The organism is Paenibacillus sp. YSY-4.3 (genome assembly GCF_054767475.1).
In genome coordinates this window covers 477,010-493,466 of sequence record NZ_BAABMC010000003.1, presented here as the reverse complement: position 1 = coordinate 493,466, position 16,457 = coordinate 477,010, and the positions used below count along the sequence as shown (strand labels likewise).

The 16,457-nt window shown below is 53.7% G+C and carries 13 protein-coding genes; 12 read left to right on the top strand and 1 reads right to left on the bottom strand.

Features of this window, described 5'->3' with window-relative positions; all coding sequences use genetic code 11:
* The first annotated feature begins 4 nt into the window (after window positions 1-4).
* The 8 genes from ACYUJT_RS13050 (at window position 5) to ACYUJT_RS13015 (ending at window position 7,640) form a co-directional block, all read left to right on the top strand.
* Window positions 5-1,738: a DNA repair helicase XPB gene (locus tag ACYUJT_RS13050; RefSeq protein ID WP_460322657.1), complete on the top strand. Its 1,734-nt coding sequence runs from the start codon at window positions 5-7 to the stop codon at window positions 1,736-1,738.
* 2 nt (window positions 1,739-1,740) lie between these two features.
* Window positions 1,741-3,471, top strand: a complete 1,731-nt coding sequence (locus tag ACYUJT_RS13045; RefSeq protein ID WP_460322655.1) for a helicase-associated domain-containing protein — start codon at window positions 1,741-1,743, stop codon at window positions 3,469-3,471.
* Window positions 3,472-3,593: 122 nt separating this feature from the next.
* Window positions 3,594-4,034 (top strand): YlbF/YmcA family competence regulator, encoded by a 441-nt coding sequence (locus tag ACYUJT_RS13040; RefSeq protein WP_460322651.1) that lies wholly within the window; start codon window positions 3,594-3,596, stop codon window positions 4,032-4,034.
* Window positions 4,035-4,085: 51 nt separating this feature from the next.
* Window positions 4,086-4,349, top strand: a complete 264-nt coding sequence (locus ACYUJT_RS13035) for a YlbG family protein (RefSeq protein WP_460322649.1) — start codon at window positions 4,086-4,088, stop codon at window positions 4,347-4,349.
* 156 nt (window positions 4,350-4,505) lie between these two features.
* Window positions 4,506-5,162: an MgtC/SapB family protein gene (locus ACYUJT_RS13030; RefSeq protein ID WP_460322647.1), complete on the top strand. Its 657-nt coding sequence runs from the start codon at window positions 4,506-4,508 to the stop codon at window positions 5,160-5,162.
* Between the two features lie 127 nt (window positions 5,163-5,289).
* Window positions 5,290-5,727 carry a hypothetical protein gene (locus tag ACYUJT_RS13025; protein ID WP_460322646.1) on the top strand — a complete coding sequence of 146 codons (438 nt, stop codon included), beginning with the start codon at window positions 5,290-5,292 and terminating at the stop codon, window positions 5,725-5,727.
* A gap of 116 nt (window positions 5,728-5,843) precedes the next feature.
* Window positions 5,844-6,749, top strand: coding sequence for a selenium metabolism-associated LysR family transcriptional regulator (locus ACYUJT_RS13020; protein WP_460322643.1), 906 nt, complete (start codon window positions 5,844-5,846; stop codon window positions 6,747-6,749).
* 24 nt (window positions 6,750-6,773) lie between these two features.
* On the top strand, window positions 6,774-7,640 hold the full coding sequence (locus tag ACYUJT_RS13015; RefSeq protein WP_460322641.1) for a PHP domain-containing protein: 867 nt from the start codon (window positions 6,774-6,776) through the stop codon (window positions 7,638-7,640).
* A gap of 124 nt (window positions 7,641-7,764) precedes the next feature.
* On the opposite strand, the gene ACYUJT_RS13010 is transcribed toward ACYUJT_RS13015, so the two are convergent.
* The gene (locus ACYUJT_RS13010; protein WP_460322638.1) at window positions 7,765-9,531 is read right to left on the bottom strand and encodes an Rqc2 family fibronectin-binding protein; all 1,767 of its coding nucleotides are present in this window, start codon (window positions 9,529-9,531) and stop codon (window positions 7,765-7,767) included.
* Between the two features lie 185 nt (window positions 9,532-9,716).
* Between ACYUJT_RS13010 and ACYUJT_RS13005 the strand changes: the two genes are divergently transcribed.
* The 4 genes from ACYUJT_RS13005 (at window position 9,717) to ACYUJT_RS12990 (ending at window position 16,453) form a co-directional block, all read left to right on the top strand.
* Window positions 9,717-12,524, top strand: coding sequence for a calcium-translocating P-type ATPase, SERCA-type (locus tag ACYUJT_RS13005; protein WP_460322637.1), 2,808 nt, complete (start codon window positions 9,717-9,719; stop codon window positions 12,522-12,524).
* Between the two features lie 83 nt (window positions 12,525-12,607).
* The gene (dapF, locus tag ACYUJT_RS13000) at window positions 12,608-13,450 is read left to right on the top strand and encodes a diaminopimelate epimerase (RefSeq protein ID WP_460322634.1); all 843 of its coding nucleotides are present in this window, start codon (window positions 12,608-12,610) and stop codon (window positions 13,448-13,450) included.
* 187 nt (window positions 13,451-13,637) lie between these two features.
* Window positions 13,638-15,527 carry a bifunctional homocysteine S-methyltransferase/methylenetetrahydrofolate reductase gene (locus ACYUJT_RS12995; protein WP_460322632.1) on the top strand — a complete coding sequence of 630 codons (1,890 nt, stop codon included), beginning with the start codon at window positions 13,638-13,640 and terminating at the stop codon, window positions 15,525-15,527.
* Between the two features lie 35 nt (window positions 15,528-15,562).
* Complete coding sequence (locus ACYUJT_RS12990) at window positions 15,563-16,453, top strand: YicC/YloC family endoribonuclease (RefSeq protein WP_460322630.1); 891 nt, start codon at window positions 15,563-15,565, stop codon at window positions 16,451-16,453.
* The last annotated feature ends 4 nt before the right edge of the window (window positions 16,454-16,457 follow it).

Genomic DNA, 16,457 nt, shown 5'->3' with positions numbered 1-16,457 from the left:
TTTGATGAACGGAACGGGAGCATGCATTGTGCAGCGTGATTTTACGGTTCTGCTGGAGAAGGAGCATCCCGGCTTCGAACAGGCCAAGAATAAGCTGGCTCTCTTTGCGGAGCTCGTCAAAAGTCCGGCCCTGTTTCATACATACCGAATTACGCCGCTATCTTTATGGAATGCCGCAGCAGGGGGCAAAACGGCGGACGACGTTGTAGAAATGCTGCGCAGCTTGGCGAGATGGGAGGTGCCGGGCAAGGTGCTTTCCGACATCCACATGTGGATGTCACGTTACGGCTCTTTGGCTTTGACTCGATCGGAGAAGGAGCCGGACATGATCTATCTTGAGCAGCGGTGTTCGGATTCGGCCCTACTGGAACAACTGGAGAGGGAAAACTCCCTGACATCTTTCAGGCTGCAGCGGGAAGGCTCCCGGTTGCGATTTCCTGCGTTCTTCCGCGGCCTGCTTAAGCAGGAACTGGCACGTCTAGGTTATCCCGTCAGCGATGAAGCGGGGTATCATCGCGGACATAAATTGCCGCTGGCTCTCAGGACCGTGCTTGCGGATGGCCGGCATTTTGCGCTGAGGAATTACCAATCAGAAGGAGTCAATGCGTTTGCCGGCCAGGCGAACCGTTCCGAAGTGCAGGCGGGGCATGGCGGAAGCGGAGTGATCGTACTGCCGTGCGGGGCTGGGAAGACAGTAGTCGGGCTAGCCGCCCTGGCGCGCTTGCAGTGCGAGACCCTGATATTGACCTCGAATGTCACCTCTGTGCGGCAATGGATCGCAGAGATCTGCGAGAAGACGACGCTTACGTCCGAAGAGGTCGGGGAATATTCCGGCGGCAAGAAGCAGGTGCGTCCGGTTACCGTTTCGACGTACCAAATTTTGACCCACCGCTCTAAAAAAGACGAAGATTTCAGGCATATGCGCTTATTTAACGAGCGGGACTGGGGACTGATCATTTACGATGAGGTGCACCTGCTGCCGGCGCCCGTATTCCGGGCTACGGCTGATATTCAAGCGACCCGGCGCCTCGGCCTGACGGCAACTCTCGTCCGGGAAGACGGCCGCGAACGGGACGTGTTCTCACTGATCGGACCCAAGCTTTATGAGGTGCCTTGGCGCGATTTGGAAATGACCGGGCATATCGCCCGGGTTGAATGCCAGGAAATCCAGGTTGCAATGGCCCCATCCCTGAGGGAAAAGTATGAAGCCGCCCCGGGACGCGAGAAGTTCAGAATTGCTGCCGAAAATTCCCGAAAGATCGACTGGCTAGAGCGGCTGTTGCGCTTGCATGAAGGCAGGCAAATCCTCATCATCGGTCAATATTTGCAGCAGCTCACCCAGGCGGCGGTCGTGCTGCAGGCACCGCTTATTACGGGAAGCACCCCGCAGGAGGAGCGGATCCGGTTGTTTCAGGCCTTTCGCGAACGGCAGGTGAAAGTGCTTGTTGTGTCCAAAGTCGCCAACTTTGCCGTAGATCTCCCGGACGCTTCGGTGGCCGTGCAAATATCGGGCAGCTTTGGCTCAAGACAAGAGGAAGCGCAGCGGCTTGGCCGGATATTGCGCCCGAAGGTGGCGGGAGATAACGCGTATTTTTATAGCTTAGTCTCCGCAGACAGCAGGGAGCAGCATTTTGCCCTGCGCCGCCAGCTTTTTCTTGTCGAGCAGGGCTATGAATACATGATTCGCCGCGACGACGGTTCCTATCAAGATGCATCTTCCCAAAGGGAGGTACTCTAAGCATGAATATGGAGCACATGCAAACGAAAACGGCCAAGGTCCATGAATGCGGACGGGAAGAGCTGCCGCAATCCGCTAAAACGGCCTTAGTTTTGATTTTTCGGCGGTTTGCCGGGCTGTCTTTCAAGCTTGAGCATTTGCCGAAGGCCGCCGAGGGCCGGACCACGGCGGCTGATTTGCGTGCAGCTGTCCCGGTTCTGTTGCGTCATCACTATCTGGTTTCCGCCCGCAATCCCTGGGGTGAACGTCTATTCTTTATTCCGCATGAAATTACGGGGGTGATTCATAAGCACTGGATCAAACCACAGCTTTCGCCGATTTGCGGGTATGAAATCAAACTTATCAAGGAGGCCAAGCGGGGGCTCGTTTTGGATTTGTTCCGCAGCCTCGTTTGGATTGCGAGGCATGGGATGCCCGTTACGGTGAAAGGAGCCATTCATCAACGGACAGTGGTGAAGTTAAGCGAGCAAACGGCGCTGCAGCCGACAGACTTAACGGGCTTAGGGCTTGAATACCCCCATAAAGAGGCGATTCCGGCTTCAACGGCCGTCGTGCTGGATTTATTGCTGGAATCAGGGATTATCATTCAGGCCCCAAAAGCGTGGCAGCTGAATGTGCAGGCGATAGCTTTATGGCTCGAGCACAGTGTAGACGAAATGAATGCAGAGCTGTATCGGCGAATTCAACTTAAATATGTTCCTGCGGAGGCCGGATTGCAGCATTTTGTTTATGCCTTGTCATCCCCGAGTTTGGCGCAGGGGGAGTGGTATTCCTTCGAGATGTTTATCCAATGGATGCAGGAGGAGAAGCTGCTTCGCTCGAGCCTTTCTGAAGAATGGCGGAGCTGGATATGGGGCTGGATGGAGGCGTTGAGCGGTTTCGGTTGGCTGGAGCTGGGGTGCAACGACGCGTGGGAACGTATTTTTCGCTGGATCGACCTGCCAGGGAGGGTGGATTTGGAACAAGACGATTGGCATCGATTCGAAGACCGTGAAGCTGCGAAATTCGGCTTCTATGTACAGCCAGATTTCGAAATGATGGTTTCTCCTGAGGTGCCTTTCGCCTTCCGCTGGGAGCTGGAGGCCTTTAGCGAGTGCATTTCTGCAGACCGCATGTCGGTGTACCGGATCACGCAGGAGAGCATCGCCGGAGGCATCAGGAACGGCCGCTCCTGGCGGGAAGCGCTCGATCATTTGCGGCACTCCTTCTCGGGCGTCCCCGACAATGTGGCCCTCGCCCTCGAAGAATGGGGGAGACAGTTAGGGGAGCCAGGGGAAGGGACGCCTTTCCCGCGACTGGATATTTCTTTGCCAATGAAAGGAGGACCAAATGATAACCCACTCACTGGCGGAATCGGCCGTGGCTGGATATTTTGCGGGGAGGATCGCTCTGCTTATCGCTTATATGACGCCGGCCTGAAGCAGGAAGAGCTGTTTCCCGGGCTGGCTCAGGTTCCTACGATGTGGCTGAAGACGGCAAGAAGCTATCATTCCTCAACCGCACGGGAAATAGTAAGCCAGGCCATAAAGTGGCGTGTTATGCTCGCTTTGGAAATCAAGGGAGAAATGTTTGAATATTTGCCTACAGGCTTGCAAGAGGATGCAGGCTGGCAGGTTGTTGGCAAACTATTCTCGCCCAACGCCCCTGAAGGCCGGGATGCTGTGCTCGCCCCGGAGGATTGGGAGATTATGCGCCTGCTCCTTCCGGAGACGGCAACGGGTTATCGGACATAAGGATTCGCGGGAAACCCTTCTGCTCGGAAACCGAATATGTTATTATAATGTAGTCTACTGATAATTTTATTTTTGAACGAATTTTTAAGTAGACCATTCTATATAGAATCGAGTTGAGATTCATGAGCGTAACCGAACTGAAGACGGTCGACATGGCCGAGCTTTTGACATACGCCTATGAATTAGGCGATATGATAAACAATTCCATCGCGGTATCCGATTATTTATACTGGAAGAGACGCGTGGAGGAGGATCCGGAGATTCAGGCTTACGTCAGAAAGCTTGATGGGCAGAAGGAGCTTTTTGAGGAGACGGAGCGATTCGGACATTACCATCCCAATTACCATGAGGCGAAAGACAAAGTAGCTCTGGTGGAGAAGGAGCTGGAGCAGTTCGAGGCCGTACGCAGCTTCAAAGCGGCAGAGAAAGAACTGGACGACATACTGCATCTGATGTCGGAGACGATAGCTTATTCCGTATCCGACACGATCAAGGTGCCGGGCAACGATCCGAATCCGAAGGGTGGAGGCTGCGGAAGCGGAGGTAAATGCAGCTGCGGATAATCGCGGCACCTCGGCACTATCATTTGCGGACGACGAAATTGGGGGGATTACATGTTTCCGGAACGTACAGGCTATATTATTTGGGTAAGCGATTTGAAGGCGGCAAGAAATCTGGAGAAATACGGGAGCGTGCATTATTTATCCCGGCGGATGCATTACGTCGTCATGTATGTAAATGCGGAGCGCGCAGAAGATATCATGCGCAATATCCGCAAGCTGTCTTATGTTCGGAAGATCGAACGATCGTACCGCAATGAAATCAAGACGGAATATACGAAGGAAGTTTCAGATAAGACGCAGTATTATGGATTGTAGATATCCAAGTTGCGAGCACGAATATTCATTGCCCGATTGGCGTAGGACTTATTAGAACGCCGGCGGGATACAATAAAGAGCGACCCTGCGGGGCGCTCTTTATTTTTTACGGTTTTACCTCAGAATGGAGCAGAACAACGTCAGGAGGCGGAAATCATGGAGTATGAACTGCTGCTGCGCGTGCTGATCGCAGGATTTTGCGGTTATGTCATCGGCTTTGAGCGAAAGAGCCGCATGAAGGAAGCGGGAGTGCGGACGCATTTTATCGTGGCTGCTGGCTCTGCCCTCATGATCATCATTTCCAAGTACGGTTTTCAGGATCAGATCGGCTGGAGCAACCTGTCGCTCGATCCGTCAAGAGTCGCGGCCGGTGTCGTGAGCGGGGTCGGCTTTTTGGGGGCGGGCATGATATTCATGCAGAAGCATACGGTGAAGGGCTTGACTACGGCAGCCGGAATTTGGGCGACGGCGGGAATAGGCATGGCGGTAGGAGCCGGCATGTATTTCGTCGGAATCGGTGTGATGCTGATTATTTTCGTGGGACAAATCGTGCTGCATGGCCGCTTAGGCCGGTTGACCTCTCCAAAGGTCGAGAATATCATCCTTGTGCTCGAGAATGAATCAGAAGCGCTGAAGCGGATTTTAAAGCTGCTTGGAGAGTTTCATATTACCGTGCTGTCCTTTGAAGTTGAGCGTGAGGAGCAGTGGCTGAGCATGGCTTTGACCGTGCAGCTCAAAGGTGGTTATGACCTGGAGACGCTAATGCTGGCCTTAGGAAGTTACGAATTAGTGAAAAAAATTAAAGCGGAGTAATTTTTCTCATAGATTTTGGTTCTAAGATTAAGGCCTCCCTTGTAGAATAATGGAAAGTGATGTATGATTATAGGTAAATATACTTAGTCACAAAGACCTATTAACTACAAGACATGAGGGGTGCGTCATGAGAGACAAGGTTACGGAGCGGTGGGGAACTTATGAGGCTTTTCACATAACTTTAGGCGATAAGAGAGTCTCCGATATCGTGATCACTAACCATGCCATGATGCGATATCGCGACAGGATAGACCAATCCAGCAAAGGCTTTGAGAAAATTGCCGTCTGGGCTTGGGAATGCCTTAAGCAGGGACGGATCAAGCATTATTATCGTAATGAAGAAGACGTTTATTTGGTGGACGATGATTTGGTGATGGTCGCTGAATTTTCTGAAATTCCCGGAGAATACGATTTGGTCGGAAGACCTATGCATAGAATGATCATCGTGACGTTTCTCGGACGCATGTCCGAGACGATCGAGCTGCGCGACCTGCGGTCCTATTATTCCTGGCTGCGGCATTCCCGCCGTATGACGCTCATGAAGAACAGCCGCAAGCGGAAATAGGCCGATTGGATTTCAATTTACAAGACGCGGTGATAAGCAGACACACGAAAGAGGTGTTTGCTTTTTTTGTTTGCTTGGACATGCTATTGTAGTGGAGATGAAGGAGTGAAGCGAAGATGGCTTTGAATTATCACCAATTACATATTTTTTATACCGTTGCCCAGCGAGGAAGCTTTTCCGCGGCCGCGCAGGCGCTGCATATGACCCAGCCTGCGGTAACGATGCAAATTCAATCGCTTGAGGATTATTTCGGCACGAAGCTGCTAGTCCGGTCGACGAAGCGTATTGATTTGACTGAAGCGGGAAAAGCTTTATATCCGTATGCGCGTAAAAGCATCGAGCTCATGCGCGAGACAGAGAAGGCGATGTCGCAGTTCACGTCCATGCTGGAAGGGCGCCTGCTGCTTGGCTCCAGCCTTACGATCGGCGAATATGTGCTGCCGCGCTTGCTCGGCCCGTTCGGGCGCCAGTATCCACACATTTCTATCGTGCTGAAGGTGATGAATACGACGCAAATCATCGACGAAATCGTAGGCCATCAGCTTAACTTTGGCCTGGTCGAAGCGCCGGTGCACCATCCTGATATGATTTCCGAACCGGTCATGGAGGACGAATTGAAGCTGGTCGTGCCTGCCGGGCATCCGCTCTCAGATAAGGACCAGTTGAAGCTTGCCGATATTTTGGAATACCCATTTGTGCTGAGGGAGAAGGGATCAGGGACACGGCAGGTGATGGAGGAACAATTGGAACGCAGCGGAATCGATCTTGCGGAGCTGGATATCGTCATGGAGCTCGGGAGCACGGGCGCTGTGAAGTCGGCGGTGGAGGCAGGCTTCGGGCTCACCTTCCTGTCTCCCTCGTCCGTGAAGCACGAGTTGGCCCTAGGATTGCTGGAGGTGCTGGAAATCGAGAATGTAACGTTCAAACGCCAGTTTTACTCCATACATTTGAAATCCACGCTGCTTCCGGTATCTGCAGTTACGTTTCTGACCTTTTTGCGGGAACAGCAGCTGCCTTTGTAGATATTTTTAGGGAGGGACTCCTTGATGAACGATACGGTACTCCAAGATTTATGTGATTTGCACACCCATACCCGGGCCTCCGACGGCATGAACGCTCCGGTGGAAAATGTGCGTCTCGCTAAAGTGAAGGGCCTCGCCGCCATAGCGATTACGGATCATGATACGGTAGCCGGGATTGAAGAGGCGCTAGTCGCCGGACAGCAATACGGCATTACGGTAGTTCCAGGCGTTGAAATCAGCACAGTCGCAGCTGGCCGCGACATTCACGTGCTGGGTTATTATATCGATACCGGGGATGAGAGGTTGTTGGGCAGGCTGCAGAAGCTCCGGGCTACTCGAGAAGCGCGGAACGATCTCATTTTGGAAAAGCTTCATGCCCTTGGGATGCCGCTGACGCTCCAAGAAATCAAGGACGGGCTTGGCCGCCCGCTTCGTCCTGATGAGAGCATCGGCCGGCCGCATATCGCCGATGCGCTGGTCCGCAAAGGCTATGCCGAGAATATGCGGGATGCCTTCGACCGTTATCTTGGCGAAGGGAAGCCAGCCTATGCAAGTGTCCCCAGGATCGCTCCGGAAGAGGCGATGCAATGGATCCGCGAGGCCGGCGGCGCCCCCGTGCTGGCGCACCCCGGGTTATATGGGGATGACGGGCTGGTCAAGCGGATTATTGCCCAGGGACAGCCCGCTGGAATCGAAGTGTATCACTCCGACCATGGGGCAGCCGACGAGCAGCGTTACCTGGAAATCGCGAAAGAGTTCGACCTGATCCCGACTGCCGGTTCCGATTATCATGGCGTCCGGCAGGATGTCGTCTTTCATGGGGATATCGGTTCACGCACGGTACCGTTAAGTACCTTGGAACAGCTACGCCTTCGCTCGGGTTTAAGCTGATACATTTGAAATAAATACCTAATCGAATTAAAAAATCCTTCGACTTGGTTTTAGCTGAACAACAGCGAACGGTCGAAGGATTTTTGTTGTGTAAGGCGATCGGATCAATCTCCGCTTATCTTGCTCATTTGATGGCACTAGGCAGGCTCTTAACGAGCGCCTCGTCGGGTGTGACGAACAGAGTACGCTGCTGCTCGTAAATGACGAAGCCGGGCTTGGCGCCATTTGGTTTGCGGACATGCCTGATAAGTGTGTAGTCTACGGGTACGCTGCTGGATTCCTTGGCCTGGCTGAAGTAAGCTGCTAGCTGGGCCGCTTCGTTTAATGTGGCCTCCCCATAAGAGGCGCTTCGAATGACGACGTGGGAGCCCGGGATGTCCTTCGTATGCAGCCAGGTGTCATTGTGGCTGGCCAGCCGGTTGGTCACGTACTCGTTCTGTAGATTGTTCTTGCCGACGTAAATGTCGATGCCTTCGGACGAAGTATAGACATGGAGCGTCGGGCGGTCACTTTTCTTTTTCTTTTTGTGCTTGCCGCTGCGTTCCCGTAAGTATCCTTGCTGGGTCAGTTCCTCGCGGATTTCATCGATATCGTTTAACGTCGCGTACTCTAATTGCTGGAGCAAGCCCTCCAGATAAGTGATTTCCCTGCGGGCGATGTCCATTTGCTCATCGATAACCGCCAGGCTGTTCTTGAATTTATTGTATTTCTTGAAATAACGCTGCGCATTCTCGGACGGGGTCAGCAGCGGATCGAGCGATACCTTTACAGGCTTCTGCTCTTCATCGTAGTAATTGATGAGCTCCACCTCTTTATCGCCCTTATCAATTTGGTGAAGGGAGGCAAGGAGCAGTTCCCCAGAGATCCGGTATTTCTCGGCATCGTCGGCTTCCGCCAGATCCTCCTGCAGCTTCGTCAGCTTCTTTATATTTTTGCTGCGCTCATTTTGCAGAAAACGCAGCAGATCGCTCGTCCTTTGCTTCACGGTATCGCGCAGCGCTTTTTCCCCGTAATAGCCCTCCATGCAGGCGCTGATCGAGTCGTACGTCCGAATCTCTTCCTGCACCATGCTTAACAGAACGGACGAAAACACATGCTTTCCTTTGCTGTTGTTGCCGGTCATCGGCTGATATTGATGGCTGGAAATATCAAGCATCATTGCTGAGAAAGCCGACCATAACGCTTCAGGCTCCAGAGGCTTTTGCACAGGGGGAGCTTTGGCGTCAGCTTCGTTGTGACGGGCACGGTAGTAGATTTCCTCCGCGATCAGCGGGCTGAGGCCGCTATAAGCCTGCACCAGCCAGTGACTGGATTCTGCTGCCGCTTCCCCGGCTTCGCGCCAGGCTGTGAGGAAATCCTCCTTGCCGGCTTCCAGCGGATTTAGCTTATGCTGCTCCGGCGGGTTCGTATAGGCAAATCCGGGCATGACAACCCGGTAGCTGCTGATGGAAGGGGTCACGTGATGGATGCCGTCCAGCTGCACGCCCGTGTTAGGATCGATGAGAATGATATTGCTATGCCGTCCCATCAGCTCGATAATGATCCGTTTGGCGGAAATATCCCCAAGCTCATCGCGCTGCCTGATATCGATTGCGATAATCCGCTCCATCCCGTACTGGGTAATTGCTTCGATGACACCGCCCTCGCAGTGTTTGCGCAGCAGCATGCAGAACATGGGAGCCTCCTGCGGGTTAGGGAAGGACTGCTCCGTAAGATGTACGCGCGGATAAGTCGGATTAGCCGATAAGATTAATCTTCTGTTTGCACCCTGCGAGCGCAGATTGAAAATGATGTCGCTCTCGGATGGCTGATGTATTTTGTTAATGCGTCCGCCCACGCAAATTTGCAGCTCGTGGACGATGGAACGCGTAACGATTCCGTCAAGTGCCATAATTGTGTAATCTCCCTCTTATAAGTGCCTTGGCGCGTACCGCGCTCTCTCTATGATGCCATACTTCATGCAAAAACTTAAGTCCTCCCCTGTGATAATTTAGGACTGGCCCGAATACATTTACCCTAGGTGGAAAAGCCTTCGCTCTGTAAAACGGTATAAAATACGGGAGGGGAATAGGGAGGATGGAACAAAAAAACTGGCACCAGCGGAGTGGGGAGGAGCTTCTCGAACGGTTCGGCGTCACGCGGGAGCAAGGGCTGACCGAGGAAGAGGTGCGGCGCAGACAGGAGCAAGGCGGTTGGAATGAGCTGCAAGAAATGCAGCGAGTTTCGCCGGTACTCCTCTTCTTGAACCAATTTAAGGATTTCATGATGCTCGTACTGATGGCAGCTACTTTAATATCCGGACTTCTCGGCGAATATTTGGACGCCGTTACTATTATAGCCATCATCATACTTAACGGGGTCCTGGGCTTTATTCAGGAATTTCGTGCGGAGCGGTCGCTAAGGGCGCTCAAGCAATTGTCCGCTCCCCATGCCAAAGTTCTGCGGGAAGGACGCTTCTGCGATATTACAGCGAGAGAGCTCGTTCCAGGAGATATCGTCATGGTAGAGAGCGGGGACCGCATTCCGGCTGATATTCGCTGGCTGGTGACGAACAGCCTTGATGCGGAGGAATCCGCGTTAACCGGCGAATCCCTTCCGGTGAATAAGCACTCGGAGACGATCCGGGAAAGCGAAGTTCCGCTCGGCGATCAGAAAAATATCGGCTTCATGGGGACGATGGTTACACGGGGCAGCGGAAAAGGCGTTGTCATCCGTACGGGGATGGAGACGGAGATGGGTAAAATCGCCGACCTTATCCAGAATACGGAAGTGCAGGAGACGCCGCTTCAACGGAGGCTCGAGCAGCTCGGCAAGATCTTGATTTATTTGGCTCTAGGCTTGACGGTTCTCGTCGTCGTGGTCGGAATCATTCACGGACAGCCTCCCGGAAATATGTTCTTTGCCGGCGTGAGCCTCGCTGTTGCGGCCATTCCAGAGGGGCTGCCGGCGATCGTGACAATTGCTCTGGCGCTAGGGGTGCAGCGGATGATCAAGCGTAAAGCGATCGTGCGCAAGCTCCCTTCCGTCGAGACGCTGGGCTGCGCCTCGGTCATCTGTTCCGACAAGACCGGCACCTTGACGCAAAACAAAATGACGGTTACGCATGTTTGGATGGAAGGGCGGCCGCTCGAAGTGACGGGCGACGGGTATGAGCCCGTGGGTCATATTACGGAGAAGGGGCAGCCGCTTGATGTGAAGAAAGACCAAAGCCTGCGCCGTTTGCTGCAAATCAGCGCATTGTGCGGCAATGCTGTCATTTACGAGGAAGAAGAGGAGGAAAGCGCAGGCGGCCGGCGTAAAGGCAAGGAGGAGCCGGGAGGGGGCCGCTGGCAGCTGAAGGGGGACCCGACAGAAGGGGCGCTTGTCACCTTAGCGGCTAAAATGGGGCTGACCGAAAACACGCTAAGTGGAATATACAAGCGTGAGAAGGAGCATCCGTTCGATTCCAAACGTAAAAGAATGTCTGTCGTCGTATCCCACCAGGGCGGAGCCCTGGCTTTTGTGAAAGGGGCGCCGGATATGCTGCTGGAGCGCTGCTCGTACATATTATGGGAGGGCAAAGTCGTACCCTTCACGGGCACGCTGCGCCAGAAGGTGCAGGCCGCGAACGAAGAAATGGCGCGCCGGGCGCTCCGCGTCCTGGGCATGGCTTATCGCGAGCTGCGCTCCCATGAAAATACGAACAGCGAAGATACAGTAGAATCGCAGCTGGTGTTCGTCGGCCTGACCGGCATGATTGACCCGCCGCGGCGAGAGGTGCGCGATGCGATCGCAGTCTGCCGCAAGGCGGGCATCAAGACGGTGATGATTACGGGGGACCATGGTCTCACCGCCGAAGCGATCGCCCAGGATTTGGGGATTCTGCAGCGCGGCGGCGAGTCGCTCTCTGGGTCGGAGCTAAACATGCTCAGCGATGAGGAGTTGGAGGCGAAGGCGGACGGCATCAGCGTTTACTCCCGGGTATCGCCGGAGCATAAGCTCCGCATCGTGAAAGCCCTGCAGCGCAGGGGGCATGTCGTCGCCATGACGGGGGACGGCGTCAATGATGCGCCTGCCATCAAAGCGGCCGACATCGGCATCGCCATGGGCATCACGGGTACTGACGTTTCCAAAGAAGCGTCCTCGCTCATTTTGACCGACGATAATTTCTCGTCGATCGTCGCCGCAATCGAGGAAGGACGGAACATTTACGAGAATATACGCAAATTTATTAGGTATCTGCTGGCCTCCAACGTGGGCGAAATACTGACGATGCTGTTCGCCATGCTGGCCGGTCTGCCGCTGCCGCTCATGCCAATCCAGATTCTATGGGTTAATTTAGTGACGGACGGCCTGCCTGCCATGGCGCTCGGCGTGGACCAGCCGGAGAAGGACCTGATGGAGCATAAGCCGCGGGGCGCGACCGAGAACATCTTCGCCCGCCGCCTCGGTTGGAAGATCCTGAGCCGTGGCCTATTGATCGGCTTGTGTACGCTCGGTGCGTTCTGGATTACGCTGCAGAGCAATCCGGGAGCGGAGGGCCAGCTCGCTAAAGCGCAATCGGTGGCGTTCGCCACGCTGGTCATGGCCCAGCTCATTCATGTTTTCGACTGCCGCAGCTCGCGATCTATTTTTCACCGCAACATTTTGCAAAATCGCTTGCTCGTCATCGCGGTGTTATCTTCTATTCTATTGCTGCTCGGGGTCATCTACATCGAACCGCTGCAGCCGATCTTCAAGACCGTGCCGCTCTCGCTGCGGGATTGGTCCATCACATTCGTAGCTGCGGGTATTCCGACGTTCCTGCTTGGCGCAGGCAGCGTTTGGTCAGGGCGGAGAAACCGCCGCAAATACAACAACTCTGGTCCGTTCGTGCCGGCGAAGAGTACAAATTTTCGTGCATAAAATCAATACCTTTTCGAGCCCTCAAAATATAGAATAACCCCATAGTTTAGCTTTGCTGGCCAAAGCTTGAAGGGGTGGTATCGATGAAATTTACGAAAATGCACGGGCTCGGAAATGATTTCCTCGTTATTTATGGAGAGAAGGAGCTGCCCGGGCAAGCTTCATCTCTCGCTGTTAAATGGTGCAACCGCTATTTCGGCGTGGGAGCCGATGGGTTGGTGTTTATTTTGCCGTCGGAACGGGCGGACTTTCAAATGAGGATTTTCAACTCTGACGGAACGGAAGCAGAGCAGTGCGGGAACGCCATTCGCTGCGTCTGCAAGTACGTGTTTGAGAAGGGGTATATCGACCGCGGGAAGGTCAGCATCGAAACATTGGGCGCCGGCGTGCAGCATGCGGTGCTGAAGATGGATTCAGGAACCGTCTCGTCGGTGCGTATCGATATGGGGGAGCCGATTCTCCGCGGGGCCGCCATCCCGACTACGGTTGAAGCAAGCCCGGTACTGGATTGGCCGGTGGAAGCAAGCGGGCAACAATTTAGGTTTACCGCGGTCTCCATGGGCAACCCCCACTGCGTTATTTATGTCGAAGATGCAGCAGTGTTTGATTTGTATAAGTGGGGACCCTTGCTCGAGGAGCATCCTATTTTCCCGCAAAAAACGAATGTTGAATTCGTTACGATCACGGCCAGAGACCGCGTGGAAATGCGGGTATGGGAACGTGGAGCCGGCTCAACCTTGGCCTGTGGAACCGGAGCCTGCGCTGCGCTGGTCGCCTCCGTTCTTCACGGATATACGGACCGCGCGGCCTGGATCGGCCTTGAAGGCGGGGAATTGTACGTGGAATGGAGCGAAGCGGATAATCATGTGTATATGAGCGGTCCTGCAGAGACGGTGTACGAGGGAAGGATCGGGCAACCGTGTTAAGAAGAGGCCATGTGGCCTCTTCTTTTTTTGCTGCGTGAATCAGGGGAACAGTGAGGAATGGCAGCGATCCGCCTGAGGAGTACATGATGCTTTTTCTAACCATTCAGCCTGATTTTGTGGTACATTAGAATGCAAACGAGTTTGCGATAAGTCTTGAAATAGAATGTGGGCTGTGGAGGTAAGGAATATGAGGCCGGATTTACGCGAGAAAATGAAGCATGAGGTATTGATCGGGGATGGGGCACTTGGCACCTATTTATATCAGCTAGGTTTTCCCGTGGGCATTTCTTATGAAGAGTTTAATCTATTAAGACCAGAAGTGATCGGCGACGTGCATCGCCGTTATATAGAGGCCGGGGCGCAGCTGCTGGAAACGAATACGTTCTCGGCGAATTATTATAAGCTCGCTAAATTCGGATTGGAATCCAAGGTAGAGGAAATCAATAAAGCGGCTGTGCGCATTGCCAGAAACGTGGCAGGAGCAGATGCTTATGTCGCCGGCGCGGTAGGATCCATTCGCGGGGGCAAACGGGTCAACGTCTCCGTTCAGGAGCTGAATCAATATTATGAGCAGCAAATTGCCGCATTGCTGACCGAGGATGTCGACGCGCTTCTGTTCGAAACCTTCTATGATCTGGATGAAATGCGGATTGCGCTCGGCAAGGCGCGGCAGCATACTTCAATTCCTGTCATTTGCCAATTCGCCGTAGATCAGCTAGGCCGTACCCTGGACGGTTACAGTATTAAGGAAGCCTTCGGCGTTTTGCGCCAGGAGGGCGCTGACGTACTCGGCTTCAACTGCCATTCAGGCCCTAAAGGAATCATGAGTGTGATGGAGGGCCTTGGCGGCCCGCTCGATATTCCGTTGTCCGTCTTCCCGAATGCGGGTTTAGCAGACTATGTAGATGGAGAATATGTATATGGAGCAACTCCGGAATATTTCGGTGAATGTGCGCTTTCCTTCGCAGACCTTGGCGCCCGGCTGATCGGTGGCTGCTGCGGTACGACGCCGGAGCATATTTCTGCGATTGCCGGAGCGCTGTCCGGTTACGCAGCGAAGCCGCTTCAGGAAGGGACGGTTCTGCCTGCAGTACGGTCTTCAGTTATCGCTGTTGAGCGGGAGGCTCAGGTTGGTGAGAGCCTCGGGGGACAAGCTGCGGAGCCGAGCATCGTGGAGCTTGTGAAAGAGCGTCATACGGTTATCGTAGAGCTTGATCCTCCGCGCGATCTGGATATCCAGAGGTTTATGGATGGAGCAGCGGCTCTGAAGGAAGCGGGAGTCGATGCCTTGACCCTGGCCGACAACTCGCTGGCTGTGACGCGGATGAGCAACATGGCGCTGGGACATCTCGTCCAGTCTGAGGTGGGGCTGCGTCCGCTCATTCATATTGCCTGCCGTGATCGGAACTTGATTGGCACGCAATCGCATATGATGGGCTTCGATGCCCTGGGTATCGACCATGTCCTGGCTGTGACCGGCGATCCGGCCCGCTTCGGCGATTTGCCTGGTTCGAGCTCGGTATATGATTTAACTTCTTTTGAAATCATCCGTATGATCAAGCAGCTAAACGATGGGATTGCCTTCTCAGGCAAACCGCTGAAGCAGAAGGCGAAGTTCGTAGTCGGCGCCGCCTTCAACCCGAACGTGAAGCATTTGCATAAAGCCGTCGAGCGCCTGGAGAAAAAGATCGCCTCCGGGGCCGACTATATTATGACTCAGCCAGTCTATGACCCCGAACTGATCGTTGCGGTCAAGGAGGCGACCGCTCACTTGGATATCCCGATCTTCATCGGCATTATGCCGCTGGCCAGCGGCAAGAATGCTGAGTATCTGCACAATGAGGTTCCCGGCATCCAGCTCTCCGACAGCGTCAGAAAGCGGATGGAAGGGCTGCAGGGAGAGGAAGGCCGCAAAGTCGGCGTGGAAATCGCCAAGGAATTGCTGGACACGGCTTTGGAGCATTTTAACGGCATTTATTTGATAACTCCTTTTATGTTTTATGAGATGAGCGTCATTTTGAGTAATTATGTCTGGGAGAAATCCGCACATCGATCACGCTACTTGTCTCGTTCATAATTATCAATTACAATAGGGTAACGGATGTGATACCTTTGTCTCACAGTATGACAGGATACGGACAGTCCGCCAGGCATTACGGCGGTTATGTTATTCAATTTGAAATTAAATCCGTCAATCACCGGTATGCCGAAATCGTTCTGCGCATGCCCCGGGAATGGACATGCTATGAGGATGGGCTGCGGCGCCTTGTGCAGCGCCATGTCAAGCGTGGCCGGGTTGATGTATACATTAGCAAAGAGCGCGACGACAGCAGCTCTTTGCCATTTGTATTGAATCCTTCCATCGTGCAGTCTTACTTGCAGGCAGCCGAGGAACTCAGCCGGAATTACGGTGTGAAGTCCGATCTTACCGCCAAGGATATTCTGACCTTGCCTGATGTGCTAACGGCTCCTGATTTGTCTGGGGAGGAAGCGACCTCGCAGGATGAAGGTTGGGAGAGCGTGCTGCAGGACGGGCTCGAGGAGGCAGTGTCTGGACTGCTGCGAATGCGCGAGAAGGAGGGGCTTCATCTTGTTCGCGATTTGGAGAGCAGACTGCTGAAGCTGGATGAGCTTCATGCCGAACTCGCGAGGCTCGCTCCGGAAGTGGTGAGCGATTACCGTTCCCGCTTGCAAGGCCGCCTCACTGAATTATTTGACGGCGCGCTGGATGAGCAGAGATTTGCGATGGAGATTGCGCTGTTTGCGGACCGATCCAATATCGACGAGGAACTTATCCGATTGAAGAGCCATTTCGAGCAGTGCCGCGGATTGCTGAATACCCGCGAGCCAATCGGGCGTAAGCTGGATTTTTTAATACAGGAAATGAATCGCGAAACTAATACGATCGGATCAAAAGCCAACCACTTGGCTTTAGTCAACCGTGTGTTGGAAATGAAAGCAGAATTGGAGAAGATTCGCGAACAAGCAGCGAATATGGAGTAATGCT